This is a genomic window from Gemmata algarum (genome assembly GCF_034097035.1).
Taxonomy (GTDB): domain Bacteria; phylum Planctomycetota; class Planctomycetia; order Gemmatales; family Gemmataceae; genus Gemmata; species Gemmata algarum.
This window is the reverse complement of the sequence record NZ_JAXBLV010000211.1, coordinates 207,518-232,574: the sequence shown is the minus strand read 5'-3', so window position 1 is coordinate 232,574 and position 25,057 is coordinate 207,518. Positions and strand designations below refer to the sequence as shown.

Here is a 25,057-nt window from a genome sequence, read left to right as displayed (position 1 = left end):
GGTGCGCCAACGGGTCTCATTTCGCGCCACCGATGATCTCGACCACCTTTTCGGTTTGCATCGGGCGGTCGCCGAGGCAGTCTGCCGTGAGCCGGAGTTTGAACAATGCTTGGTCCGGCTTAGTGCCTTTGAACGTGAGCGTGTAGGTTCGCTCGACGTTCCCCGGGATCGATTCTGCTTCGAACTGGAGTGTATTGTTGTCCGTTCGGCCCTTCGGGGTGGAACTTGTCACGTCAACGTTGTCCGGAAGATCGACCATCAACCGCACCTTGCCGGCGACCTCGCCGCCGACGTTCTTCACGTTTACCGTGAACGTGCCTTCTTTGCCGACCTGAACGGTGAGCGGCGTGAAGTGCGTTTCCCACAGCAGTGCCGCGGTGCCTTGGAACGTGGTCATCAGCTCTTGCGACGCGCGCGTGCCGCGCGCGTCCGCGGCACGCGCCGTGAACGCCCACCGCCCGTTCGTGTTCGCTTTCACCGCGTACCGCAGCGACACGGCCTCTTTGGGCTCCAGCCGCGGGATCTGCCAAACCACCGAGTCCCGGTAGACGGTGCCGCCGTTGGTCCTACTGGTGGGCGAACAGTTGACCGGGATGCTGCCCGTGACTTTGATGTTCGTGCTGGGGAGCGTTCCCGTGTTGCGCACCACGATTTCGTACTTGGCGGACTCGCCGGGCTTGACCACCTCGTTCCCGGCCGGGCCGGTGAATTTCATTTCGAGGCCGGGAACGAGCACTTCCGTGCGGGCCTCCGAGGGGCGATCTGCAACCAGCTTCGATCCGGTTACGTTGGTCAGGGTGAACACCTCGGAGGCCCCACGCGCCGTGACCCGATACTCAATTATTTTGCGCTCGCCCGGGAGCATGCGCCCGAGGTCCCAGCGCCACTGCTGGCCTTCGTTGTGTGGTGCGCGAGTTGCACCCGTCGTGATCGGTTCGAACTCGGCGGACTGGGGCAGGTTCTCGGAGACGCGAACGCCTTCTGCGGGGACCTTCCCCTGGTTCTCCACCAGCACGCGGACCGTGTAGGGCTCGTCGCGCACCGCCTGTTTCGGCGCGGACTTCGTGACTTTGACCATGGGCGTGCCGATCTTGGTGGTGACCGCTTGGCCGTGCTCGTACCGCACGTACGCGAGGTTTTTCAGCTCCTTGATGCCCGGTTTGGGGCGCAAGGTCAGTTCGACCGACTGCGACTTGCCGGCCTTAAGCGTCCCGAGATTCCAAATCAGTTGCTTGTCGGTTTTTGCGTCGTCGGGCATCGGTTTGGCGCTGACGAATTCCACCGCTTCAGGCGCGAGCGGGTTACGGAGGCTCACGGAGTGGGCGTCCGCAGCCGAGACATTCTGCACGGTGAGGACGTACTTGATGTTCTCCCCGTCGAGTGCGTCGGCCGGGACGCGCACGCGAACGGTGACGACCGGGTACGCGGGGTCTTGAACGTTGGTCGCGGGCCGCGGAGACTGGCCCGGAGCGCCGGGGACGCGCTGGAGGAGCTGAGCCTGCTGAAGTTCTCCCGTCGGAACGACCAGGGGCGCGAATTGCTCGGTTTCGTTCGGCAGGGCGGGTGGGAGGTTGCCGAACGTGAGTGAGGCCGGTTCCTGAGAGTGTTGCGCCGGCGCGGTCAGGGCGATTACGGCCCACACCACGACCACCACCGCCCCGCCGACCGCCGCCGACCGCGCGTGCTGCCACCGGCTCATGAATGCACCCTCACCTGCGTCCCGGTGTTCGTTCGACTCGCGGTGGGGATATAGTGTTTTCAGCGAAACTGCGAAAGGTCAAGTCGGGACGACTGCGGCCCCGCAAATGCGGTTGACGGGTTCCACCCAATGTTGACAATGGCGGGTTAGTTATCGGCCATGCCGGCCAACCGGAGAGGGACAGTTTGATGAACGCGCGAGCGTGGACGATAGGCGCACTTGCTGCGATAGGACTGCTGGCGGCCCCCCTGGCCGGCTCCGCCGCACAACCGGCCGCGGAGCCGGCCGGCGGAAAAGCTCAGGGACCCTACGTCGTGGTCGTCGGTGTCGGGGAGTTCAAGGATAAGGCGATCAGCCCCCGGCCGACCGCCGATGCGGACGCGAAAGCGCTTCACGCGCTGCTCACCGACAAAAAGTACCTCGGTGCTTCCCTCGATCGGGCCAAACTCCTGACCTCGTCCGGTGCGACCCGGGAGGCGGTGGTGAAGGCCGTCGACGCCGCCGCCGCCGCCACCGGCGGTGACGACACTGTGATCCTCGCGTTCTTCGGCCGCGGGTCGTCCACCGGCGACAAGCCGTGCTTCTTGACGAACGACAGCACGGTGAAAGACCGGGCGAAGACCGCTCTGCTGATGAGCGACCTGGAGCCGGCGTTCAAGAAGTTCAAGAGCCAGAACGTCCTGCTGCTGATGGACGTGCAGTACAAGGGCGGGGTCGACGCGGGGGCCGAAAAGATCCTCGAGCCGAGCTGGCTCGAGATCATGAAGCTCGTGTTCGGCGACGAGAAGGACGAGAACATGCTCCCGCCCAACCGGGTGCTGGTCCTCGGCAACCCGCCGTTCCAGGACGCGCTCACGAAGGGCGATCACGGCCTGTTCTACTCCGTGCTCTCCGACGCGCTGGGCGGGAAGGCTGACCAGGCGCCGTACAACGAGGGTTACGAGTCGGACGGCATCGTCACCACCCGCGAGCTGCTCAAGTACCTCGAAAAAGAGATCCCGAACGCGGCCCGCGCGACCGGCAAAACCGACAAGGAAAAGGAACTCGAGCCCGTTTTCGTCGGCCGCGGGGCCAGCAAGTTCTGGGTCACCCGCAACCCGACCGAGACCGACACCATCAAGAAGCGGCTCGACGCGGTCGAGGGGCTCGCGAAGGCCGGTAAGCTCACCCCCGACCTCGTCAAAGAGGGCGTGGACCTGCTGTTCCGGATGCCCAAACTGAAGTGGTCGCAGGCGCTCCGCAAGGAGTACCAGAAGCTGGCCGACGGCGGCGCCACCGTGGCGGACCTCGAGGCGCACCGCAAGAAGCTGCTCGAGGACCTGAAGCTCGATAGCGACGCCGCCGCGGAGTTCACCCGGAAGGTTTTGCCGGCGATCTACAAGCTGTCGGCCGAGTACATCAAGCCGATGACCCGGGGCGAGCTCACCGCCCTCGCCGTGAAGGGCCTGTTCACCGAGGCCGACGAGCCCGTCCCGGCCGACATCGCCGACACGATCAAGACCCCCGAGAAGATCGGCGACGAGCGCGGCAAGGAGCTGCTCACCGAGGCCCGGCTGCGGCTCGGCAAGCGCGAGGACCTCGACGGCGCGAAGGGCGCCGACGTGACCATCCGCGCGCTGGTCGGCGCGCTCCACGACCCCTACGCCGGTTACTTCACGAAAGAGGAGTGGCTCCGCACGCAGGGCCAACTGTTCGGCCGGTTCCCGGGCGTCGGCATCATCATCCGCCGCGAGGCCGTCCGCGACGGCCTCCTGGTCGTCACCCCGATTAAAGGCAGTCCGGCGTTCCGCGCGGGTATTCAGGCGGGGGACCTGATTACGGAGATCCGCCTCGAAGTGGACAAGGAGGGCAAGCCGCTCCCGGCCGATGCCAAGAAGGTCCACAGCACGAAGGGGCTGAAGACCGACGACGCGGTGAACCTCATCACCGGCGCCCCGGACACCCCGGTTTCGCTCGTCGTCTCGCGGGAAGGCGAATCGGAGCCGAAAGTGTACCGCATCACCCGCAATTACGTGATGGTGGAAACCGTCCACGGGGTCAAGCGGGACGAGAAGAACGACTGGGGCTATTACCTCGATGAGAAGAACAAGATCGGCTACCTGCACCTGAGCCAGTTCATCACGGTGTCCAACGAGTTGGGCACGCCGGCCGATGTCCGGCGCGCGGTGGCGGCCCTGAAACGGACCGGCCTCAACGGACTCGTCATCGACGTGCGCAACAACCCCGGCGGGTCGCTCAAGGCCGTCATCGACATCTGCGAGCAGTTCGTTGGTAAGGAAGCGATCGTGACCACGAAAGAGCGGGGCGGCGCGGGCGCCACGTTCACCTACTCGGGCCGCAGCGCGGGCGACCGGAGCTTCCCGATTGTGGTACTCATCAACGGGAACAGCGCCAGCGCCAGCGAGATCCTGGCCGCGTGCCTCCAGGACCACAGCCGCGCCACGATCATGGGCGAGCGGACCTACGGGAAGGGCAGCGTTCAGCACGTCGAGGAGTACGACGCGACCGGCGGGCGGGTCAAGTACACCGTCGCCCGGTACTACCCGCCGAGCGGGCGCAACATCGACAAGGTGGCGATGGAGCAGTCGAGCGAGCTGAAGGCCCGCGACGAGTGGGGCGTGAAGCCCGACGCCGGGTTCGAGCTCAAGATGACCCGCGAAGAGCTGGCCGACTGGTTCGAGTACAGCCGCGACCTCGAAGTGATCCCGGTTCCAGGCAAGAAGGCGCCGACGGTCGACCCGGCCAAGGACAAGCAACTGGCGAAGGCACTTGAGCACCTTCAAGGGCTGGTCAACAGGAAGTGATTGCGCCGGTCCGGTGCGAGTTAACGATGTCCCCGACGCCCGGTGGTTAGTACCCTCCGGGCGTTTTCGCGCGCGGCCCGTCGCGTTACCCGGCTCGCCGCACCACGTCCGACTTGAGCGCCTCGTCCCCGTAACGGGAACCGGTGTGCAATCTTGTTGAGCCGCCGGCACCTCCCTTTCGGTCGCGGAAACGCTCCCGGCCAGGGCCGGAAACCGACATGTCAACGGCGGTTAATCTGGCAAATGTGTTTCTTTTAAATTCGTTGTGGCGAATGTAGCGAGGCGACGGATCGCACTGGCTGCGCCCGGCGGAGCTGTTGCGGACATGAGTTTTGTTGCGCGCGTTTCATTGCGAGAAATGGGGCGCGAAGCAGAATTGTCTCAAGTGCGGTGCGTCGGCCGACGTGAATGGGCTGGCGGGGCACGACACGAGGGGTTCCGCGATGTTCTGCCGTGCGCTTCTGGTCGCCGCCGTCGCGGCTCTGATCGCCGCCCAGACCGGTTGCCGATCCGCGTGCGGGGAACGCCATAGCTGGTTCAGCTCGCGCTCGTCGTCGGATGTGCCGTGTCGGACGGTGGGGCGCAGCAGCGGCTGTTTTGACACCGCTACCGGCGCTCCGATGCCGTGCCCGACTGGCGGGGGCACCCTGCTCCCCGGTGGCCCGCCTCTGGCCGGGGCGGCGATCCCAGGTCGGGGGCCGATTGAAGTGGGGCCGATGCCGTCACTGAACGAGGGAGAACACATCCCCCCGCCCGCCGTGCCCTCGGTGGCTCCTCCGCCGAACACCGGACAGTTGCCGTTCCCGTCCCCGTCCCTGCCGGGAACGCCGGTGAAAGGGCCTTTGAACAAGTGAATCACCCGGGAGGGTGACCCTCGGACGCGGCCGGCGGATGGAGATCCGCCGGCCGCGTCTTTTCACCTCGGGCTCGATCCGATTCCGTGCGGGTCGTTTAGCGCGTGGTCGGGCAGCGGCCGTTCGCGCAGCCGCCGACGGTCGGCAGCACGTAGCCGCCCTGGATCACGGTCGGGCAACGGCCGCTCGCACAGCCGCCGACGGTCGGGACGTAGCCGCTCTGGATCACGCCCGAGCAACTCCCGCCCGAGCAACTCCCGCGGTACAGCGGGGCCGGGTAGGCGGTGTGCGGCGCGCCGGTGGCAACCTCCGGGGCCCCCACGGTCACGGTGGTGTTCGGGGTGTTCGGGGCGCTCGCGTAGGTGCTCAGGTGGTTGGCGAGGTCCCCAGCCGACACCGCGCCGGGCTGGCGCAGGGCTTGGTACGTGCCCCCGGTGCTGCTGATCACCAGCCCATCGGTGAGCTGGAACTGGCTCGCGAGTTCCGCACCCTTCGAGGTCCCGGTGTCCACTGCCACACACACGAACTTGTCACGAAGCAACTTGGCGGTCTCGTCGGTCATGGCCGCGTCGTTCAGCACTTTGGCGAACGGGTTACCAGTTCCGATCAGCACCGCCATCGGTTTGCCTTCGCTGGCCGCGCGCTTCAGGGCGGAAGCGTAGTCGGTGTGCGCCTGGAACTCGGGCTTTGCAGCCGGGGCCAGCACACCGGACAGGGCGATCGCGGCCAGAATCGTCGTGGTCATGCATTACTCCTGGTGTAACCACTTGGAGGGCGATCTCCCGCGCCGTACATGCCGCGGGAAGTGCCGTTTATAGACGATTCTGCCGCAATTGTGAACCTGCAAGGCGTCAAAAAAGGAAAATTCGGAATAATTCGACTACGTAATGAGTCAAGACTGGACATTTGGTGATTGGGGTTATGGCGGATTTGGGCGATTTGAGAATTGTGGTGATTCGGGGGATTGTGGGGTGAATGAGGCGAATGTCACTTGGGCTCAATCATGCTGAAATGGTGGGATGCCATTAGACGCGACTCTCATTCGCGCCGCGCGTTCCGCAGACAGATGTGGTTTGCGGCGTCGTAGGACGGAGAGACGCGGGCGCGGCGCCGGACTTTCGAACGTTCTTAACGCAGGCCGGTCTCATCCGGTGTGGCGTGTTTTGCTCCCGGTGCTCGGTTCCTGCTCGCGCCAAACGAGTGGGGTTGAATCCGCGCCCCCGGCCCCGGCGAACCAATTGGGTCCGGTCGTTCATTCACACGAGTAATGCCCATGAACCCGATCCGTGCGTTCGCCTTCGTGCTCCTGTTGGCCCTCCCGGTGGCGGGTGCAGAACCAGAGGTGTGGCCCCAGTGGCGTGGTCCTACCCGGGACGGCCTCGTGGCCGGCGCCCCCTGGCCCAACAAACTGGAAGGCGATGCGCTCAAACGCGTCTGGCGTGTTGAGAACCTCGGACCCAGCTACTCGGGACCGATCGTGACCGCCGATCGCGTGTTCACGACCCAGACCGTGGACAAGAAGGCCGAAGTCGTCACCGCCCACGACCGCAAGACGGGTAAGGAGCTGTGGAAGGCCTCGTGGGAGGGCGCCATCACGGTGCCGTTTTTCGCCGCGAAGAACGGGAGTTGGATTCGCTCGACTCCGGCGTTTGACGGCAAAACGCTTTTCGTTGCCGGCATCAAGGACCTGCTGGTCGCGCTGGACGGGGCTACCGGGAAGGAGCGGTGGCGGTGCGATTTCGTCAAGGAGTTCGGCGCCCCGCCCCCCGACTTCGGGTTCGTCTGTTCGCCGCTCGTCGACGACACCGGCGTGTACGTCCAGGCCGGCGGGTGCTTCGCGAAGCTCGACAAGGCTACCGGTAAGGTGCTCTGGAAGGCACTCAAGGACGGCGGCGGGACCATGGGGTCTGCGTTCTCGTCGCCGGTGTTCGCGCGGCTCGCGGGCAAGGAGCAGGTGCTCGTGCAGACGCGCACCAAGCTCGCCGGGGTGGATCGCGGTACCGGTGAGGAGCTGTGGGTGAAAGAGATCCCTTCGTTCCGCGGGATGAACATTCTCACCCCGGTGCCGGTGGGCGACGACGGCGTGTTCACCAGCACCTACGGCGGGAACACCCGGTTGCTGCGGCTGAAGAGCGACGGGGGCCGGTACTCCGCCGAAGACGCCTGGAGCTTCAAATACGAGGGCAACATGACTTCGCCGGTGGTGGTGGCCGGCCACGCCTATTTGCTCGGAAAGGATAAACGGTTGCTTTGCACGAACCTCGAAACCGGCAAAGAGGTCTGGCGTTCGGAGGAGCGGTTCGGGGACTACTGGAGCTTGGTCGCGAACGGCGACAAGGTGCTAGCGCTCGACCAGCGCGGGACGCTGTACCTGTTCCGCGCGAGCACAAAGGAGTTCGACCTGCTGGATCAGAGGAAGGTGGCCGACGCTGAGACGTGGGCGCACCTCGCGGTGTGCGGCAACGAAGTGGTGATTCGCGATCTGACCGGGCTGACGATGTGGCGGTGGGGCGCCCGGTAACTCGCCCCACCGGAAGAAGCGCCTCACCGCGGCCGTGGTGAGGCGGTCAGCTTGAACCGGCGTCGCTTTCGGGGCGCTCGGGCTTCCTTCGGAGTAGCCGCGCCATTCCGTACCCCAGTCCGACCGCCGACAGGACGCCGGAAGCGCCCACGGCGAGCATGATCCAGTCGCGGCGATCGGGTTGCCAGAGCGGACGGTCCGGTCCGGGGGCCATCTGCGCTCCCGAATCGCCCACCAGTTCGACGTTGATTTCCCCCAGCGGGAGCGGCATCGGTACCGGGACGGCTACCGGTGCCGCGGTCGGTACGGCGCGCGGCATGGCCCGTGGCGGCGTCGGGGCGCTTGCGAGTGCGGGCGCCGGGGCAGTGCCCGCTTTCGGCGCCGCCTTCGCAGTTATCCTTTGCGCCGGGGCCGGTGGCTTCATGGGTAGGCCCGGTGCCGATGCCGAATCGTGTTTCGTCGGTCGAGCCGTTGGTAGCGTCGGCGCTTCCAACTGCGACTCGCTTTCGAGCCAGTCTTTGAACGCGGGCTGTAGGTTCGGCGACGCCGGGGCCGCGCCGCCCGCGGTAAACGGTTTCAGTGCGGTAGCCGCCTCGGCCGGGGTCTGGTACCGCGCCTCGGGCGTTTTCGCGAGGAGTTTGTCGAGCACCTGCTGGAACCCGTTCGGTAGGTCGGGCACGAACGTGCTCAGCGGCGGCGCCTTCTCGGTCGCGTGCCTGAGCATTTGCGCCATAATGTTCGACTCGGGAAAGGGGGGGCTCCCCGCGACGCACTGGTACACCAAGCATCCGAGCGAGTAGAGGTCCGCCCGGATGTCGGCGGTGCTCGCGTCCTTCGCCTGCTCGGGTGCGAGGTAGTCGGGCGTGCCGAGCACCGACCCCTCCAGAGTGAGTTTCGCGTCCGCCTGGGATTCCGGAACGCTGTCGTCGAACAACTCGCGGCCCAGCCCGACGTCCAGGATCTTGACGGTCGCTTCGAGTGTGGTGTCGGGCTTACCCTTCGTCGGCTCCGGGGTGAGCATGATGTTCGCGGGCTTCAGGTCGCGATGCACCATCCGGCGCTCGTGCAGGTGCTGGAGCCCGTCGAGCGTTTGAGTCGCGAGCCGCACCACCTCGGGCCAGGGCAGCCGCTTGCGGCGCTCCAGCACGTCCGCGAGCGTTTCACCCTCGATGTGTTCCATCGCGATGAAGTGGACCCCGCCGCTCTCGCCGACCTGGAACGCGCGCACCACGTTCGGGTGGTCGAGCTGAGTGAGCAACCGGGCCTCGCGCTGGAACCGCCCCAGCACCTGCGGGTTCTTGGCCCGCGACGCCGACAGGATCTTCAGCGCCACGACCTGCCCGAAGTTGTGGACGGCCTTATACACCCCGCCCATCTGCCCCTTACCGATGCGGTCGAGGATCTTGTACCCGCCAAGGAAGAACCCGTCGGCGCGGCCGCGCTGCACGATCGCTGCCTGGTAGTCGGTCAGGCACTTGCGGGCGACGAGAAACCGGCGGAACGAGTCCACGCGGTCGTTCGGCCCGGGCTTCTCCTGTTGCCACTGGTTGTACTGCGCGCTCACCTCTTCCGGCGGTAGCAGCCGGCTCTTCACCAGCAGCGTGCAGTACTCGGCGGCGGTTGTGACGGGAGTAGCCATAAGACTCAAAAGTCAGAGGACAGGGGACGCAGTCAGGAGACGGAGCCCGACGCCCGACCCGGTTGGCCGCGCCTGGTGTTTCGTAGCACAGGTGCTCCGACCTGTGACGCAATGAAGTAAGGCCGGGGTGCGGGCGCCAATAACCCGATCACGAACCGGAGCCGCTCGCCGCCTCCTACTTCTTTCTCGAATCTTCGACCATCCGACGGACGGCCGGGTCGTCACCGGCCACCCCGAGCACAGCGTCCCGGACGGCCGCGGCTTCGGCCGCTCGGCCCTGGCCCTCGAAGGCCTTTGCGTGTTCGAGGGCGGCACGCACCGGCTCGCGGTCGAGCGGCGGCCGTCCGGGACGCCCCGTTTGCTGGGCCAGGAGCGCTTGCCCCGCACGCGCGAGTTCGACCCAGCGCTGCTCCGACGGGACCGCGGCGAACGCCGCAACCACGCCCTCCCACGCCTGCCGCGCCTGAGCGGTCTCGCCCGTTTGCGCGAGTCGCAGCCCGCGCAGGTACCCGCGCTCGGCATCGGTCCGCGGGTCGGCTTTCGCCCCCTCCGTGATCGCGCGCCGCAGCTCCCGGCGGTCCCGGATGCGCCGGCGGGCGGCGGCCAACTCGTCCTTATACCGGTCGGCGTGCTTTCGCGCGAGCGGTTCCAGGTACTTCTCGGCGGCGTCCCAGTCGTCGGGGTTGTCGGACTCGACCAGCGGCCGGGCGGCGGTAAATAGCTCGTCCGCGGACGGCTCCGGCCACGCGAACGGCAGCACCAGCGCCGCCGCCGCCGCCACGAACAGCGGGATCACCACGACGGGCCGCTTCAGGAGGGGGCGCGGCTCAGGGGCCGGGTCGTCCGCATCGCCCCCGCCCAGGGCCGCCGGGAGCGACGGCATTTCGGCGGTGTCGGGGGTGAGTTTCGCGGGCCACGCGAGCTTCTCGCCCTTGCGCTCCAACTTGCCGCGCACCCGCTCCAATTCGTCGAGCAGCGCGGCGGCGGTTGCCGGGCGCCGCGCCGGGTTCTTGTCGAGCAGGGTGCAAACGAACTCGTCCACCTCCGCCGGGAGGTCGGGGACGAGCAGCGCCGGTCGCTCCGGGAGCGTGTAGCACTGCTTGTGCATCAGCTCGACCACCGACCCGGCGGAGAACGGGGGGCGCCCGGTCACCAGAGTATAAAGCACGCCCCCGAGCGAGTACAAATCGCTCCGCCGGGTGAGCGGCTTGCCGCTCGCGGTTTCCGGCGGCAGGTACGCCGCCGACCCGATCGCCGGAACGTGGCTCGGGGGCGAGGGGAACACCTTGGCGATCCCGAACGCGAGGAGCTTTAACGTCCCGTCGGGCGCGATCACGAAGTTGGCGGGCTTGAGGTCGCGGTGCAGGACGTTCCGGTTGTGCGCGTGTTTCAGCGCCCGCGCCGCCTGAACCGCGACGCCCAGCACCTCGCGCCAGGGGAGCTTTCCCGCTTCGAGGCGCTTCGCGCAGTCGGTGCCGGCGACGAACTCGGACGCGACGAACGCCAGCCCGCCGTGGGTGCCGCAGTCGATGGTTCTGGCGATGTTCGCGTGGTCGAGCCGCTGGAGCGGGAGCAGTTCGGCGGCCATCCGCTGCACCGCCGCGGGGTCGCGCACCCCGGTGAACACCTTTACCGCGGTCACCTTCTCGGGGTCGTCGAACCCGCGGGCGCGGTACACCACCCCGAGCGGGCCGTGCCCGATTTCGGACTCGACGTACCAGTTTCCGACCCGTGCGCCGATCATGTCAGATATGGTAACCACTGTCCGGAGTGGGGCCACCGTGAAACGAAAGGTGAATATGGGTACACGCACCGTCGCCGTGCTGTTGATCGCGCACGGGAGCCGCCGCCCGGAGGCGAACGCCGACCTCGAGTTCGTCGCCGCTTCCCTGCGGGCGCGGGGACGATACCCCGTCGTGCAGGTCTCCTACCTCGAACTGGCGGAACCCGACATCGAAACCGGCGGCGCGCAGTGCGTCGGGGCCGGTGCCACGGACGTGCTTCTGCTGCCGTACTTTTTGTCCCCGGGAATTCACGTCGCCGAAGACCTGACCGAGGCCCGCGAGAAGTTGAGCGCGCGGTTCCCGTGGGTGCGGTTCGCGCTGGCCGAGCCGCTCGGCCGGCACCCGCTCTTGATCGACGTGCTGGAGCAGCGCGCCCGGGCTGCGGAGTAAGACGGACCGCTGCTCGCTGCCTGCACGAGCCGCTGGTGGGCTATTTTGCCAAGAACTGCCGTCGCACTTCAGCGGCCTGTGGGTGCGTGAGCCAGTCGAACACGGTGCCGCTCGCCTCTCGCAGCCGCAGCCATTCCACCAGCGGAGCGAACGTGCCGCCGCACAACCCGTCGGCGAGTAGGGCCGCTCCCTGTGCGGCGTGCTTCACCCACGCGCTGGGCAGATCGCCGGCGTAGTGCAACCGGAAGAAGCCGTTCGGCAACTCGCTCAGCGCCTGCTGAACGAGGTCCGGGTCCGATCGCAGCAGGCTGCCGCTGTAGTACACGTCCTGACACCCGTGGACGTTCAGCAGCCCATAGACTGCTTTGCAGAACGATTCGCGGAACGCGGCGCGGCCGGTGTCGCGGTCGGGGGCGTCGTTCACCCCTCCGTGGAACAGGTCGTTCTTGCCGAGCGGTGAGAGCAGGTACGCGGTTTCGCCGTCCCACGCGCCCCCGCTCCGCGCGCCGAGCGGCCCGCTCGTTCCGCCCAGGCCGTCTACGATCTGCCTGTCTTTTATCACTAGCAACGCGGTGAACGCGGAGCCGAACTCCACGACCAGCGCGGGCTCGTCGCTGTTGTGCTGGGCCAGCGCGAGCGCGGCGACGCACAGCTTGTCCGCGGTGCCGAGATCGATCTTGTTCAGCTTGCGGTGCGCCGGGACGGTAGGCAGGTGCACCACGCCCGGAAGGAAGACGACCGGCAACCCGCTGGCCCGCAGGGCGCGAACCGTCGCGGAGAAGCCGCCAACGCCCTTCGCGCCGGGTTCGTCCGGTCGCACCAGCGACATGAGCGCGAGTTGGCGGTCGGTGCAGGCTTCCGCGCGGACGAGGGGGAGGCCATAACCCGACGGCCCCACGACGAGGTCGAACGGCCCGTGGTCGGTGAGCCACCGCACCGGCGCGGCGGGGTCGGCACGCAACTCGGCCGGTTCGATGCGCGCCTGCGCGATCACGCGCCCGTCTTCGAGCGCGAGGAGGTCCAGCGAAGAGGTGCCCGGGTCGCACCCGGCTACGCGCGGCATACGGGTACTTTTGAACGCGTGTCGGTATTAAGCCTACGCTGGCCGTTACGGTTGGCCCGAGGTGAGGGCGCGTACCACCAAAGCTCGATGAAGAGGCCAGAAGATTCTGCCAGGATCGACAGGATAAACGCAATCGATTTTTATCTCGTCAATCTTGTTCATCCTGTCAAAATCGGTCTTCGTGTTCTTACTTCGTGCGGCGGAACCGGCGCAACCCGATCGGGGCCAGCCCGAGGGCCGCCAGAACGAGCGTCCCCGGCTCCGGGGTCGCGACCGGGGCGCCGGACCCGACCCACACGTTGACCGCGGCCTGCCCGCTCCCGTCGGTGAACCGGTTCGCCCCCCAGACCGTGTACGTGTTCCCGCCGAGCGTCACCTGCTCGCGCTCGTCGAACCAGAACACCGTTTGCCCGCTCCAGCCGGAGCCGGTGGTGTAGTTGCTGTACATGTGGGCGCGCCCGTGCAGCGTCAGGATCGCGCTCTCGCCGGAGGCGTAATCGACCAGGTTCACGTCCACGGCGAAGTACCCGTCGTTGTTCCAGTGGGTGGTACCGTCCGGGTGGACGTCGCGCGGGTCGGGTGTGGGGATGCGCCCCGGCTCGTAGGCGACCACGCCGAGCGTGACGGGCTGGGTGCTGTCGAGTTCGGCGCTGCGCGTCGCGGTCGATGTCACGACCGGAACGAGCGCCATGCCGAGCTGGGGTGCGTCGGGGGAGGTGGTGAGGTTCCCGGCCCCGAGGGTGAACGCGATCGGTCCGGCGCTGGCGAGGGCGGGCAGGCAAGTCAGTGCGCAGAGACTCAGTGCTGATAATCTAACCGCCATTCGTCGCTCCAGGTGTGGTGGGCGGCGAATGATGTTCGATTTCGGGCCGGCGTGTCAACCCGAACTTCGTCCGGGCCGCGGGCGCCGGTCAGGGCAGTTGCAGCGCGAGCGCGTAGACCTCTTCGACGTCCAGCACCGCGTTGTTCGCCTCGAACAGCTTGCCGATGGCGGCCCGGTGGACCTTCATCTTGGTGCCGCCGACGCCCAGCGCGCCGTAGCAGATGTGGCCGTCGCGGTCGGCGCCCTTGTCGCCGAGTTCGACCCCCTCAATGCCGGACGGAGGCACCCCGTTCAGGTCGATGGCGACCTTCAGCGATTCGCACCCGCGCCGCAGCCTCTTCGGCAACAGCACCGCGCCCGCGGCGCCGGCGGCGACGACCAGGGTGCGGCCGTCGAGGGCGGCGGGCGCGTCGGACGACGAGGCCACGCTCACCGCTTCGAGGTGCCCGCCGGGAATGTGCGCGCGGATCGCCTCGCACACGGCCTCGGCCCGGCTCTTCTGGCGCGACCCGAGCCGGACGTGCCCCCCGGCCTTGGCCAGGAGCCGCGCGACGCGCTGGCCGACCGGTCCGGTGCCCCCGAGTACGAGGGCCTTTGTCTTGCTCAGGTCCAGGTGCCGCCCGGCCGCCCGCACCGCGGCGGCGGCGGTCGTGTTCGCGCCGTTGGAATCGAGCATCAGCGAGACGCTGAGCCCGTACTGCGGGATCAGGTGCTTCTTCACCTCGGCCAGCACCGCCTCGCCCGCCGTCACATCGGACCCGCCGACGAAGATCGCGGTCCGCGCGAGGTCCTTGCCGCCGCGGGTGAAGATGCACCCGTGGACCAGCGGCATCACGTTCTGGGGCGTCACCCCGCCGTAACTGAAGGTGTGTTGAACGCCCGCGTCCACCGCGACCACGCGGTCGAACACGCTCGGCAGCGGATCGGTGTCGAGCTGGACGAGGATGGTGGCCTTTTCCATTTCGGGATTCGGAATGTGGGGGCGGACTTGGAGAAGGGAAGACGTGATGGGGCGGAGTTCGGACGGGTTTGGTTCCGCCTTCCGAACTCCGCGTTCCGCGTTACTCGATCACTCGAACGGGTGCGGGGTGTCCTTCTTGGCGATGATCTCGTCGATGCTCGGGCTCTTCTGGATCGCGTTCTTGATGGCCAGCTTCACGGCCTCGTAGTTGTTCTTGTAGATCTTCTTGTTGTCGTTGGCGCTGGGGGCGATGAACACCCCACACACGATCACCCAGTTCTCGGCCTCGGCCTTCGGGAGCACGCCCTCGACCACACTGTCCACGACCGCGCGGGCCACGGCCGCCTGGGCCGGGCCGAACATCTGCATCACCTGGGCCGACTTCTTCATCGTCACCTTGGTGACGGTGACGGTGGCCGGCTTGGCCGGGATGTTCGGGCTGACGACCGCGAGCAGGTTGGTGTGGCCGGCGGTCTGGCTGGCGAGGGCGTTGGCGAACGCGACGCCGACCGGGCCGTCCTTCGGCCCGATGAGCAGGTCGATGTGGGCCACGTTGTCCAGGTCACTGCCTTCGATGACCAGACCTTCGCCGACGTACATCACGGACATGGGCCGCCTCGGTGGGTGAGAGAGTCTCGATCCTGGGGTACGGCGTAGATGCTAGCGGTGCGCCTCGCGAAAGCAACCACTTGCGCCGGTTTCGCGGGAATTGGCCCGGGCGCGGGCCATCGGCTCCCGCAGCGTCTCGGGCCGCTCATCACCGGCGGGACGCCGGCCGAGAACGGAGCCGGTCTCACCGGGCCGGGGCGATGAATGTCCCGCGCGCGAAACGGCTCCGCGCGCCCGGTGCCGGGACTCGGTTCGCAGGTGTTAAGCTGTTCGCGGGTGCAAGATGCGAGAGGTGCCCCGCCTACCGATGCAGGCGGGGGCGTTCACACGGGTGAGCGGAAGACAACCGGGTCCAAAGCGGCCCCGGGCTCTGGCTGTTGGGGCCTCAAGCGGTGCCCAGCTCGGCGAGAATGGTAGCGGCCTTGTTCGCGTCCGCGACGGAGTCGAACGTGGCGTACCCGACGAACTTGCCGCTGATCACCGACATCACGAGCCCTTGCAGGTTGATCCCGGCCATCTCCCACGCCTGGGTGACGCGCCCGCCCAGCCCGGCCTTATCGTCGCCCTCCACCCGCATCACGATCGGCTCGCTCACCTCGTGCAGCCCCACCGCCTTCGCGGCTGCCAGTTCGCCGGTGCCGGTGAGAGGAGCCACGTACAGGTCCCCCACCCCGGGCTTGTTCAGCGACCGCTGGCTGTACACGTACTCGAGGTGCGCGCCCGCCTCGGCCAGCTTCTTCAGCTTGGCCGCGGTGCCGCCCGGCTTGTCCTCGACCTCGGCGTGGAACAGGTGAACCCGTTGCATCTTGAAGCTCATGACCGCTCTCCGGTTTTGAAGTGAAGTCGCGAAGGGGTCGGCGACGCGACAGGTTTCCCATCCGCGATGATAACTCTGGCACACGGCTTTTCAACCGGTTAGCGTTGTTGAATCCGCCCGTTCCGCCGCGAGGTCCGCATGCGCAGGTTCGCCGCTCTCGTTCCGATTGTCATCGCGTTGTCACTGCCGTTCGTGCCCGGGGCCGGCGCGCCCGGGGCCGCCCGCGCGGCCGACGCCGACCGGGTCACCGCGTTCACGGGCGCCACGATTCACACCGCCGCGGCCGACTGGCCGATCGAGAACGGCACGCTCGTCGTCAAAGGCGGGCGGATCGCCGACGTCGGGGCCGCGGCGGACGTGGCGGTCCCCGCCGGGGCCGAAGTCGTCGACCTCAAGGGGCGCGTCATCATCCCCGGGCTGGTGGACACGCACTCGCACGTCGGGGTGTACAGCCGCCCGGGCGTGGCGGCCAACTCCGACGGCAACGAGATGAGCGGCCCCGTGCAGCCGGGGGTGCGGGCCATCGACTCGTTCAACGCCGACGACCCGGGCATCAAGATGGCCCTCGCCGGCGGCGTCACCACCGCCAACGTGATGCCCGGGTCGGGTAACGTGATCGGCGGACAAACCGTTTACGTGAAGTACCGGGGCCGGAGCGTCGAGGAGATGCGGGTCACCGGCCGCGCGGGCGCGAAGGAAGTCCTCGGCGGGCTGAAGATGGCCAACGGCGAGAACCCGAAGGGGTACGGCCGGGGAAAGGGCGTCGCCCCGTTCACGCGGATGAAGGTCGCCGCCATGCAGCGGGAGACGTTCCAGAAGGCGAAGGAGTACCGGGCGAAGCTCGAAGGGGGCGGCAAAGTTGATCGCGACGTGGCGCTCGAGCCGCTCGTGGAGGTGCTCGACGGCAAACGGACGGTCCACTTCCACTGCCACCGTGCGGATGACCTGCTCACCGCCGTGCGCCTCAGCGAGGAGTTCGGGTTCGAACTCGTGCTCCAACACGCCACGGAAGGGTACCGCGTCGCGGACGTACTCGCGAAGAAGAAGATCCCGGTTTCGCTGACGCTCATCGACAGCCCCGGCGGTAAGGCCGAAACGATGGGCCTGCTCGAAGAGAACGCCGCGGTTCTGAACGCCGCGGGGGTGACCGTTACCATCAACACCGACGACAGCGTCACCGAGTCGCGGTTCCTGCTCCGGACGGGCGCGATTGCGGCGCGCGGCGGGATGTCCGAAGCGGACGCACTCAAGGCTATCACCATCCGCGCGGCCGCGCTGCTGCACCTCGACCACCGGCTCGGCTCACTCGAAAAGGGCAAGGACGCGGATTTTGCGGTCCTGAGCGGCTCCCCGTTCAGCGTGTACACTCGTGTCGAGCAGACCTGGATCGACGGTCAGAAGGTGTTCGACGTTATCCCCGATCGGGGCTACCAGACCGGCGGGTTCGCGCTGCCCGCGGGCGAGAAGTTACCGGCCCCGCCTCCCGGGCCGCGCCCGGCCCCGGAGGCCCGCGACCTGGGCACGCCGACCTTCGACGGCGACACGCCGGAACTGAAAGGAGCGGTCGCGGTGACGGCCGAGTTCATCCACACCGGCGGCCGCGTTTTCCCGGGGGTGATCGTGGCGAAGGACGGGAAGATCCTGCATGTCGTTGCCGGCGAAGCCACGGCCAAGAACATGCCGGTTTACAAGGCGAAGCACGTCACCCCGGGGCTGATCGACCCGTTCTGCTCGGCGGGGCTAAGCGGCGCGTGGAACAGCCCGGCCGACCAGGACCAGGACGAGACGAGTGACCCCAATCAAGCCGACCTCCGGGCCCTCGACGGCTTCAACCCGCGGGAACCGCTCCTCGACTTCCTCGTCGCGAACGGCACCACGGTCGTTCACGCAACCCCGGGACGGGTGAACCCGATCGCGGGCCGCGGCGGGGTGTTCCGCGCCGACGGCACCGCGGCCGACGCCGCTCTTGTGCGCGTCGGGGCGCTGGTGGTGAACCTGGGAGAATCGTCAAAGGGCAAATCGCCGACGACCCGCATGGGCGTCGCGGCGCTGGTGCGCAAAGCGTTCACCGACGCCGACGCGTACCGCACCAGCAAGCCAGCGGCGAAGAACCCCAAGCACGAATCGCTCGTGCCCGCGCTTGAGGGCAAGGCGAACGTCTACTTCGCGGCGCACCGCAAGGACGACATTCAGACGGCCCTGCGGATCGCGGCAGAGTTCAAGCTGAAGCCCGTGATCGCGCTGGGCACCGAAGGGTATCGCATGGCCGAGGAGCTGAAGAAGGCCGGCGTTCCGGTCGTCGTTCACCCCACCATGCTGCGCGCCGGTGGCAGCATCGAAACGATGCACGCGTTCACCGGAAACGTTGCGGCGCTCGACGCGGCCGGCGTCCCGGTTACCGTTTGCACCGGGTTCGAGGGGTACGTTCCGAAGGCGCGGGTGCTGCGTTACGAAGCGGCGATGGCCGCGGCGGCGAGTATGGACCGCGAGCGGGCACTGAGCGCGATTACGATCAACGCCGCGAAACTGCTCGGCATCGATAAAGAGTACGGCAGTATCGAGGTGGGTAAAGTGGCCGATCTGGTACTGTACGACGGCGACCCGTTCGAGCACACGACGCACGTCACGCACACGCTCCTGCGTGGGAAGGTGGCGTACGACCGCGCCGAGTACCTGAAACTACCGTTCGAGCGGCGCGTGCTTCCGCTCCTCACCGGCGGCAGCGGAACGGGGTGCTGTCTGGGCTGGTGAGTTCGTAATGCGGAACCTTCAAATGCGGAATGCGGAGTGCGGAATGCGGAATTGAAGGCAGAAGACCTCTTGGCTTCCTGCCTTCAATTCCGCATTCCGCACTTCGCATTCCGCATTTTCTTCCTACTCGCTCAGGTCGCTCTCGGTGAACAGCGTGAAGCCCTGGGCTTCCAGGGCGGCGGCGGCGGTCTCGAAGTCGTCCACGTACACCGCGATGGCCGTGTTCCCCAGCGGCCCGACGCCGATCAAGAGCGGGTACATGTAGCAGATGTCGATTTCGGCGCTCAGTAGCGCTTTCGTGATGGTGAGCAGCGGCCGGTCGTCGTCGGGGAGCTTCACCACGAGCAGGTCGCTCTCGGTGAACGCGAACTTCGCGTCCGTGAGGATCTCGTACCCGCGCTCGTAGTGGCTCGGCACCAGCCGGATGATGGCGCAGTCGGCCGTTTCCACCACGGTCAGCGACACCACACGGATGTCGGTCTGCTCGAACCGGCGGACCAGATCGAGCAGCGCGCCCATGCGGTTCGCCAGGAACACGTTGAACTGCCGCACGCTCGGCCAGTCGCGCCCCTTCGCGGTGTCGAAGTCCACGGGCGCGTCATCGCCTTCGCCGAAGCTCATCAAAGACTCCTCGCCCGCCGGGCGGCGGGCGTGTGCAACGGGTTGTCCTCGGTGAGTTTACTCGCACGGTCGCGCGCGGGTCAACGGAAAGGCGGGGGCGCCACCCGCCGGGCGGGCTCAGGACAACTCGGGTTGCACCAACTTCGCGGGCTGTCCGGCGCGGGCGAGAATCGCCTCGGCGGCCAAATAACCGCTCCGAACCGCCCCCTCCATCGTCGCGGGCCAGCCGGTGTCGGTCCAGTCCCCCGCGACCGCGAGGTTCCACACCGGGGACGCCTGGGGGGGCCGCCACCGGTCCACCCCCGGCACCGCGCTGAAGGTCGCCGTGTGTTCGGTCACCACCTTCGCGCGGAGTAACTTCGCATGCGCCACCGGCGGGAACAGGCGCCCGAGTTCTTCATAAATGCGGCGCTGGATCTCTTCCCGGCCGAGCCCCTTCAGATCGCGGGCGGCGCTGACCACCACTTGCAGGTAGAACTCGCCGGGCGCGACCTCGCCGCGATCGAACACCCACTGACCCAGGCAGTCCACGAGCACGGCGTGCGGGAGCTTCATGGTGGGCCGATCGAGCCACAGGTGGACGCTCGTGATCGGCGACGGCGTGAGGCCGTTCGCGCCGCCGAAGTACGGCTCGCCGGCCAGCTCTCCAGGCAGCAAATCGGCGACGCGGTCGAACGGCACCGCCAGCACGTACCAGTCGGCGGTGAGGGTGGAACCGTCGCGGAGGGCGGCCCCGCTTATCCGGGTTCCGGACGGGGAGGGGGTACAGGTCAGCCGCTTCACACCCGCGTTCTCTCGCACCTCCACGCCGTGCGCCGCGAGCCACCCGCGCAGCTCGTCGCCGTAGAGCCGGCCCAGCGGCACACTCGGAACGTGGACCGTAAAGGCGTCGCGGTGCCGCACGAACCCGTCGCGGAACACCTTGCGGGCGTACTTCAGCCCAACGCGGTCGACCGTTTCGTTCAGCGCGCTGGTGAGCACGATGGCCCAGAACCGGCCGATCGTGCGTTCGTTCTGGAAATGGGCCTTCAGCCAGGGGAGCAGCGGCGGGTCCGCGTCCGGGCGCTCCAGCAGCATCCGCCCGAGCCCGTAGGCCACGCGGAGCTTGTCGAACGGCGTGAGGTAGTGCGCGCCCATCAGTGCCCGCCCGAGGTGGAACGGCGCCGGCCACGGGTCGCTCTTGAAGACACTGACCCGTCGGTCGGGGGTGACGAAATACAGTTTTGGCTGGGGTGAAAGGAGGTGTTCGACGCCGATCGTGCGTAACAGGTGGGCGAAGTTGGTGCAGCAGCCCATGCTGACGTGCTGGCACGCGTCTACGAGCTGATCGGTTTGCGGGTCGCGGAACGATCCCGCGCGCCCGCCGAGCCGGTTGCGCGACTCCAGCACGGTCACCTTGAACCCGCGGCCAGCGAGCCCCACGGCCGCCGCCAGTCCCGCCAACCCGCCACCGACCACGATCACGGACCCCGACGCGCGCGCCGGCGGTTCCGATTTCGGTTCTTCGTTCCGCATTCCGAACTCCGCGGCGCGTTACACGACGCCCCACTTGATCAGGTACCCGGAGCCGAACGCGGCGACCTTGCGCCACTTCGGCACCCGCACCCGGGCCGTGAACACGTCGTATCCGCGGCGCTCTATCTCGTCGAGCAGCGCGCGGTAGGAACTGCACATCATGTGGCAGATCGCCCGGCCCTCGCGCGACAGCAGCGGGAGCAGGGCGGCGCCGCGGCGGTAATATTCCCGGGCGCGCGCGACCTGGGCCTGCATCATCGTGCGAAAGTTCGCCGCGTTCCCCGGGTCACGCCACAACTCCGGCGGGCACCCGGACCGCGCGAGTTCGTCGGCCGGAAGGTACACCCGCTCGCGGGCGTAATCTTCGGCCAAGTCGCGGAGGATGTTCGTGAGCTGGAACGCGATGCCGACCGCCTCGGCCGGTTGGTCTGTATCGCTGAAGGCGATACCGGGCCGAATCCCCCAGATGCGGACGCACGCCAGTCCCACCGCAGACGCCACGCGGTAGCAGTACGGGTACAGTTCGTCGAACGTCTGCATCCGGACCGGGCCGAGGTCGGTCTCCATCCCGTCGATCGCGTCGAACAGGTACTGCGGGGGGATGTCGTAGCGCCGAACGGTTTCGACCAGTGCGGGGTGAACCGGGTGGGTGAACGCGCCGTCGAGTGCGGCCTTTAAACTGACCCGCCAGGCCGCGAGCTTGGCCCGCTTCGCCTCGACCGCTCCGTCCTCGTCGGCCAGATCGTCGGTGACGCGCATGTACGCATACAGGGCGTTCATTGCCCGCCGCTTCGCGGGGCACAGGAGCCGGAACGCCAGCGGGAACGAACTGTTCGCCGCGGCGGTGATGGCGCGGCAGGCCTGAAACGATCGGGGGATGAGGGGTGAGGTGCGGGGCGCACCGCGGGGCACCGCGAGCGCGCTCGGCCATATCGGTGTCACGAGGTGCTCGACGTTCACTCCCCGCCCCTCGCTGGTTTTACTGACCCATGTTCACGCGCACCCGCTGCCCCACGCGGAGCGGCGGCTTCCCGGCCGGGGCGTGGTCGGTGATGTCGATGACGGCTTCGAGAACGAGTGTTTCGCTCCCGAGGAGGTTCTCGGCGCTGCCGCGCTTGCGGAGGAACGCGTCCGGGATGCGGCGGATGGTGCCGGTGTAGGTGAGCTTCGCGTCGCTGTGGTCCATGATCGTCACCGGCTTGCCGATGCGGTCCGGCCCGACCCGATGGGCGAACTCGGCCTCGACCTCGGCGCGCACCACCCGCGGCCCAGTCGGGATCAGCCACAGCGCCGGGGCACGCGACAGTTGCCCGATCGTCGACCCGCGCTGGATCGACAGGTGCTCCACCGTGCCGGCGGTCTGGGCCTTGACGACGTACAGATCGAGCATGGTCTGCGCCAGCGACTGTTTCGCCTCGGCCTCCTTAACAGCGGCCTGCGCCTCCTCCACCAGCACCTGGGTGTCGACGGTCTGCAACGCGCTCAACTCCGCTTCCTTGACCTGCCACTCGTTGAACGCCGCGGTGTACTTGCTTTGAGCGTCCAGGTAAGCCGGTTCGTTTTGCAGCTTCGCGTCCCACTCTTCCGGTTTTGCGTTGTTCAACCGAAATGATTCTTCGGCCAAATGGCGCGTCAGTTTCACGAGGTTGTTCGCGTCGGTCGCCCGGCGCTTCAGCGCCTCGACGCCCTTTTTCGCCACTTCCACCTTGTTGGCGTGCTGCTTCTTGCCCTCTTCCGCTTCCTTCACCTTCGTCCGCGCGAGGGCCACCGCGGTGCGCGCGTGTTCCAGGTTGGCCCGCGGCACGGCGTCGTCAAAGGCGTACAACGGCTGCTTCTCCTCGACCGTGTCACCGTCTTTCACGAACACTTTCGACACGGTGCCGGCCTGGAGTACCGACGGGAGCCGGTAGTCGACCGGCGACGGGTCCGTGTCAACGGTCCCGAGCACCACCGGCCCGCCCGCGGCCCGCGGCGGCGGCACGTCCGCGCCCCCTTTCGCCGCGGCGTCCGAACCGCTCCCGTGAGTCAGCGCGCGGGCTCCGACGAGGCTGCCGACCGCCAGCCCGAGCCCGATCACGATCAGCACCGGTCGCATCTTGCGGAGCCAGTTCATGGGCATCTCCCAGTAGTGGAGCCCGGTGGCGGGCGAAAACCGCGTGGGCCAAAAACTCAGAAGCCGCCGCGACGGCCCGTTCGTTTTCGGGTCACCGCACGCACTCACTCCGCGGGCAACTCCCGCCGTTCCAGGTGACCGTCGTCCAGGTGGTAGTACACGTCCACGAACGGCAGCAGCCGGGCGTCGTGGGACACGCACAGCACCGAGGCGCCGCGCTGGTGGGCCGCGTCGCGGAGCAACTCGATCACCTTCTGCCCGTTCTCCCAGTCGAGGGCACTGGTGGGCTCGTCGGCGAACATGAACGACGGGTTCTTCACGAGCGCCCGGCCGATGGCGACCCGCTGCTTCTCGCCCCCGGACAGTTGGGCCGGCTTCTTGTTCTTGTTGTTCCCCAGCCCCAGCCGTTCGAGCATCTCGTCCGCCCGGCGCCGGGCCTCCCCGCCGTCCGCCCCCTCGCCCCACTTCAGCACGATCTCCAGTTGCTGCCGCGCCGTGAGGGCCGGGAACAGATTGTACCCCTGAAAGATGAACCCCGTGTGCTTACGGCGGTGCTGCTCGCGCTCCTTGGCGGTCAACTGCCAGATGTCCTGCATCGCGCCGTTGTCGTCGGCGAGCACCTGCCCGCTGTCGGGCTCCAGCAGCCCCGAGAGGACCGCCAGGAGCGTTGACTTGCCGCTCCCGGACGGCCCCATGAGCAGCACCAGTTGCCCCGGGTACAGGTCGATGGACACTTCCCGCAGCGCCGCACGCCGGGCCGTGCCGTCGCCGTAGGTGCGCATCAGCTTCACACCCCGCAGGCACGGCGTCGAACGGCTCGCGGTCCGGCTCATGAATGCTCCCTGCCTTGGATGCTCGGCACTCGAGTTCGGTTCGTGGTGTTCGACACCAAACACCAACCACTATCGCAGCAACGACATCGGTTCGATTTGGCGCACGCTCCGCAGCGCGAACACGCCCGACACCAGCGCCATGCCGACGGTCACCACCACAGTGCCCAACTGCACCTCCCAGCGGAGGTCCACGTCGGCCCCGATCTGCCGGGCACCGAACCGCAACCCGAGGCACACCGGGTACGCCAGCGCGACCCCGATCACCCCGACCCAGAACGACTGGACCATTACCATCAGCGAGATCCGCCACCGCGGCACGCCGAGCGCGAGCAGAATGGCGAACTCCTTGGCGTTCGCCGCGGTCGCAGAGTACAGCGTCTGCGCGGTGATGACCGACCCCACGATCAGCCCGAGCAGGGCCGCGTACCCGATCGCGACGCCCGCTTTAGTGCGGGTCAGCCAGTACAGCCGCGACCGCTGGGAGAACTCCTCGGCGGCGTACGCCCCCATGTCGGACCCGTACTGCGACCGGAGTTCGGCCGCGATCGCCCAGGCCCGCTCCGGCGACTCGCACTTCGCCAGCAGGTAGGTGACGTGGTCCCCGGGCATGAGGAAGCCGAGCAGGTAGCGGGCGGTGTGCTCGCTGCACAGCACCCACGGGGCCGCGAGGCTCTTCAGCCCGCGCACCGTGCCCACTACTTTGACGTCTTTCCCGTTGATCTTCGGCTTGCCGTCCTGGTCGAGTCCGAGCCGTTTGGTCATGTCGGACTCGTCCACGATGATCGCGCCCGGCATGGTGAGCGCGTTTCGCTGGTCCGCGGTGAGCATCGCTGGCAACCCCGCCGAATCGCCGTCGAGCTGACTGCCCAGCAGGTAGCACAGTTCGGTCCCGCCGCCCGGCTTGCTGAAGTTCGCGAAGTTCGCGATGTACAGTTCCACCGACTTCACCCCCGGCGTGCCCTCGACTCGGCTGACGTACGACACCGGGATCGGCTTGCCGAGGTCCACGCTCGACACCTCGCGCGATCCGACCCACAGGTCCGCGGTGGTGTTGTCCACCGGGATCGAGGTGATCTTGAACAGCCCGAGCAGGAGCCCGCACTGGAGCGCGATGAGCACCGCCGAGAAGGTCACCGCCAGCACGCCCGAGGCGTACCGCTGGCGCTCGTGCCACAGAGTTTGGAGGGCATACGACATAGTCAAAAGTCGTCAGGTCGGAAGTCGTAACGTCCAGAACCGCAAAACCGACAGTCGCAACAC

At 67.6% G+C, this 25,057-nt stretch carries 19 protein-coding genes; 4 read left to right on the top strand and 15 right to left on the bottom strand.

Features of this window, described 5'->3' with window-relative positions; all coding sequences use genetic code 11:
* Positions 1–16 precede the first annotated feature (16 nt).
* Positions 17–1,699: a hypothetical protein gene (locus R5W23_RS25195; protein ID WP_320688719.1), complete on the bottom strand. Its 1,683-nt coding sequence runs from the start codon at positions 1,697–1,699 to the stop codon at positions 17–19.
* 188 nt (positions 1,700–1,887) lie between these two features.
* On the opposite strand from R5W23_RS25195, the gene R5W23_RS25190 reads away from it, so the two are divergent.
* Positions 1,888–4,503, top strand: a complete 2,616-nt coding sequence (locus tag R5W23_RS25190; protein WP_320688717.1) for a S41 family peptidase — start codon at positions 1,888–1,890, stop codon at positions 4,501–4,503.
* 951 nt (positions 4,504–5,454) lie between these two features.
* Here the strand turns inward: R5W23_RS25190 and R5W23_RS25185 are convergent.
* Positions 5,455–6,102: a thioredoxin family protein gene (locus tag R5W23_RS25185; RefSeq protein WP_320688716.1), complete on the bottom strand. Its 648-nt coding sequence runs from the start codon at positions 6,100–6,102 to the stop codon at positions 5,455–5,457.
* Positions 6,103–6,630: 528 nt separating this feature from the next.
* Here R5W23_RS25185 and R5W23_RS25180 point away from each other — a divergent pair.
* Positions 6,631–7,878 carry a PQQ-binding-like beta-propeller repeat protein gene (locus R5W23_RS25180; RefSeq protein ID WP_320688715.1) on the top strand — a complete coding sequence of 416 codons (1,248 nt, stop codon included), beginning with the start codon at positions 6,631–6,633 and terminating at the stop codon, positions 7,876–7,878.
* A gap of 46 nt (positions 7,879–7,924) precedes the next feature.
* On the opposite strand, the gene R5W23_RS25175 is transcribed toward R5W23_RS25180, so the two are convergent.
* Positions 7,925–9,517 (bottom strand): serine/threonine-protein kinase, encoded by a 1,593-nt coding sequence (locus R5W23_RS25175; RefSeq protein ID WP_320688713.1) that lies wholly within the window; start codon positions 9,515–9,517, stop codon positions 7,925–7,927.
* A gap of 175 nt (positions 9,518–9,692) precedes the next feature.
* Positions 9,693–11,261, bottom strand: a complete 1,569-nt coding sequence (locus R5W23_RS25170) for a serine/threonine protein kinase (RefSeq protein WP_261184265.1) — start codon at positions 11,259–11,261, stop codon at positions 9,693–9,695.
* A gap of 55 nt (positions 11,262–11,316) precedes the next feature.
* Here R5W23_RS25170 and R5W23_RS25165 point away from each other — a divergent pair, with 55 nt between their 5' ends.
* Complete coding sequence (locus tag R5W23_RS25165) at positions 11,317–11,691, top strand: sirohydrochlorin chelatase (protein WP_010041782.1); 375 nt, start codon at positions 11,317–11,319, stop codon at positions 11,689–11,691.
* Positions 11,692–11,731: 40 nt separating this feature from the next.
* Here R5W23_RS25165 and R5W23_RS25160 read toward each other — a convergent pair whose 3' ends face one another.
* The 5 genes from R5W23_RS25160 to R5W23_RS25140 form a co-directional block, all read right to left on the bottom strand.
* Entirely contained in the window at positions 11,732–12,754 is a 1,023-nt protein-coding gene (locus R5W23_RS25160; protein WP_320688710.1) for a DUF1464 family protein, read from the bottom strand.
* A 187-nt stretch (positions 12,755–12,941) separates the two neighbouring features.
* Positions 12,942–13,577, bottom strand: coding sequence for a PEP-CTERM sorting domain-containing protein (locus tag R5W23_RS25155; RefSeq protein ID WP_320688708.1), 636 nt, complete (start codon positions 13,575–13,577; stop codon positions 12,942–12,944).
* Positions 13,578–13,665: 88 nt separating this feature from the next.
* Complete coding sequence (locus R5W23_RS25150) at positions 13,666–14,538, bottom strand: NADP-dependent methylenetetrahydromethanopterin/methylenetetrahydrofolate dehydrogenase (protein WP_320688706.1); 873 nt, start codon at positions 14,536–14,538, stop codon at positions 13,666–13,668.
* Between the two features lie 108 nt (positions 14,539–14,646).
* On the bottom strand, positions 14,647–15,147 hold the full coding sequence (fae, locus tag R5W23_RS25145; RefSeq protein ID WP_010034623.1) for a formaldehyde-activating enzyme: 501 nt from the start codon (positions 15,145–15,147) through the stop codon (positions 14,647–14,649).
* 385 nt (positions 15,148–15,532) lie between these two features.
* Positions 15,533–15,964, bottom strand: a complete 432-nt coding sequence (locus R5W23_RS25140) for an ACT domain-containing protein (RefSeq protein WP_010034626.1) — start codon at positions 15,962–15,964, stop codon at positions 15,533–15,535.
* Positions 15,965–16,102: 138 nt separating this feature from the next.
* Between R5W23_RS25140 and R5W23_RS25135 the strand changes: the two genes are divergently transcribed.
* Positions 16,103–18,715 carry an amidohydrolase family protein gene (locus tag R5W23_RS25135; RefSeq protein ID WP_320688704.1) on the top strand — a complete coding sequence of 871 codons (2,613 nt, stop codon included), beginning with the start codon at positions 16,103–16,105 and terminating at the stop codon, positions 18,713–18,715.
* A gap of 123 nt (positions 18,716–18,838) precedes the next feature.
* Here the strand turns inward: R5W23_RS25135 and R5W23_RS25130 are convergent, their stop codons facing one another.
* The 6 genes from R5W23_RS25130 to R5W23_RS25105 all read right to left on the bottom strand — a co-directional run bounded on the left by R5W23_RS25130 (position 18,839) and on the right by R5W23_RS25105 (position 24,994).
* Positions 18,839–19,336: a hypothetical protein gene (locus R5W23_RS25130; RefSeq protein ID WP_010034632.1), complete on the bottom strand. Its 498-nt coding sequence runs from the start codon at positions 19,334–19,336 to the stop codon at positions 18,839–18,841.
* 117 nt (positions 19,337–19,453) lie between these two features.
* The gene (hpnE, locus tag R5W23_RS25125) at positions 19,454–20,851 is read right to left on the bottom strand and encodes a hydroxysqualene dehydroxylase HpnE (RefSeq protein WP_320688702.1); all 1,398 of its coding nucleotides are present in this window, start codon (positions 20,849–20,851) and stop codon (positions 19,454–19,456) included.
* A gap of 18 nt (positions 20,852–20,869) precedes the next feature.
* Positions 20,870–21,811, bottom strand: coding sequence for a phytoene/squalene synthase family protein (locus R5W23_RS25120; RefSeq protein WP_320688698.1), 942 nt, complete (start codon positions 21,809–21,811; stop codon positions 20,870–20,872).
* Between the two features lie 19 nt (positions 21,812–21,830).
* Positions 21,831–22,964, bottom strand: coding sequence for an HlyD family secretion protein (locus R5W23_RS25115; RefSeq protein WP_320688696.1), 1,134 nt, complete (start codon positions 22,962–22,964; stop codon positions 21,831–21,833).
* 104 nt (positions 22,965–23,068) lie between these two features.
* A complete protein-coding gene (locus tag R5W23_RS25110) occupies positions 23,069–23,797 on the bottom strand; it encodes an ABC transporter ATP-binding protein (RefSeq protein ID WP_320688694.1) in 729 nt (242 codons plus the stop codon).
* Between the two features lie 69 nt (positions 23,798–23,866).
* Positions 23,867–24,994, bottom strand: coding sequence for an ABC transporter permease (locus R5W23_RS25105; RefSeq protein WP_320688693.1), 1,128 nt, complete (start codon positions 24,992–24,994; stop codon positions 23,867–23,869).
* Positions 24,995–25,057 lie beyond the last annotated feature (63 nt).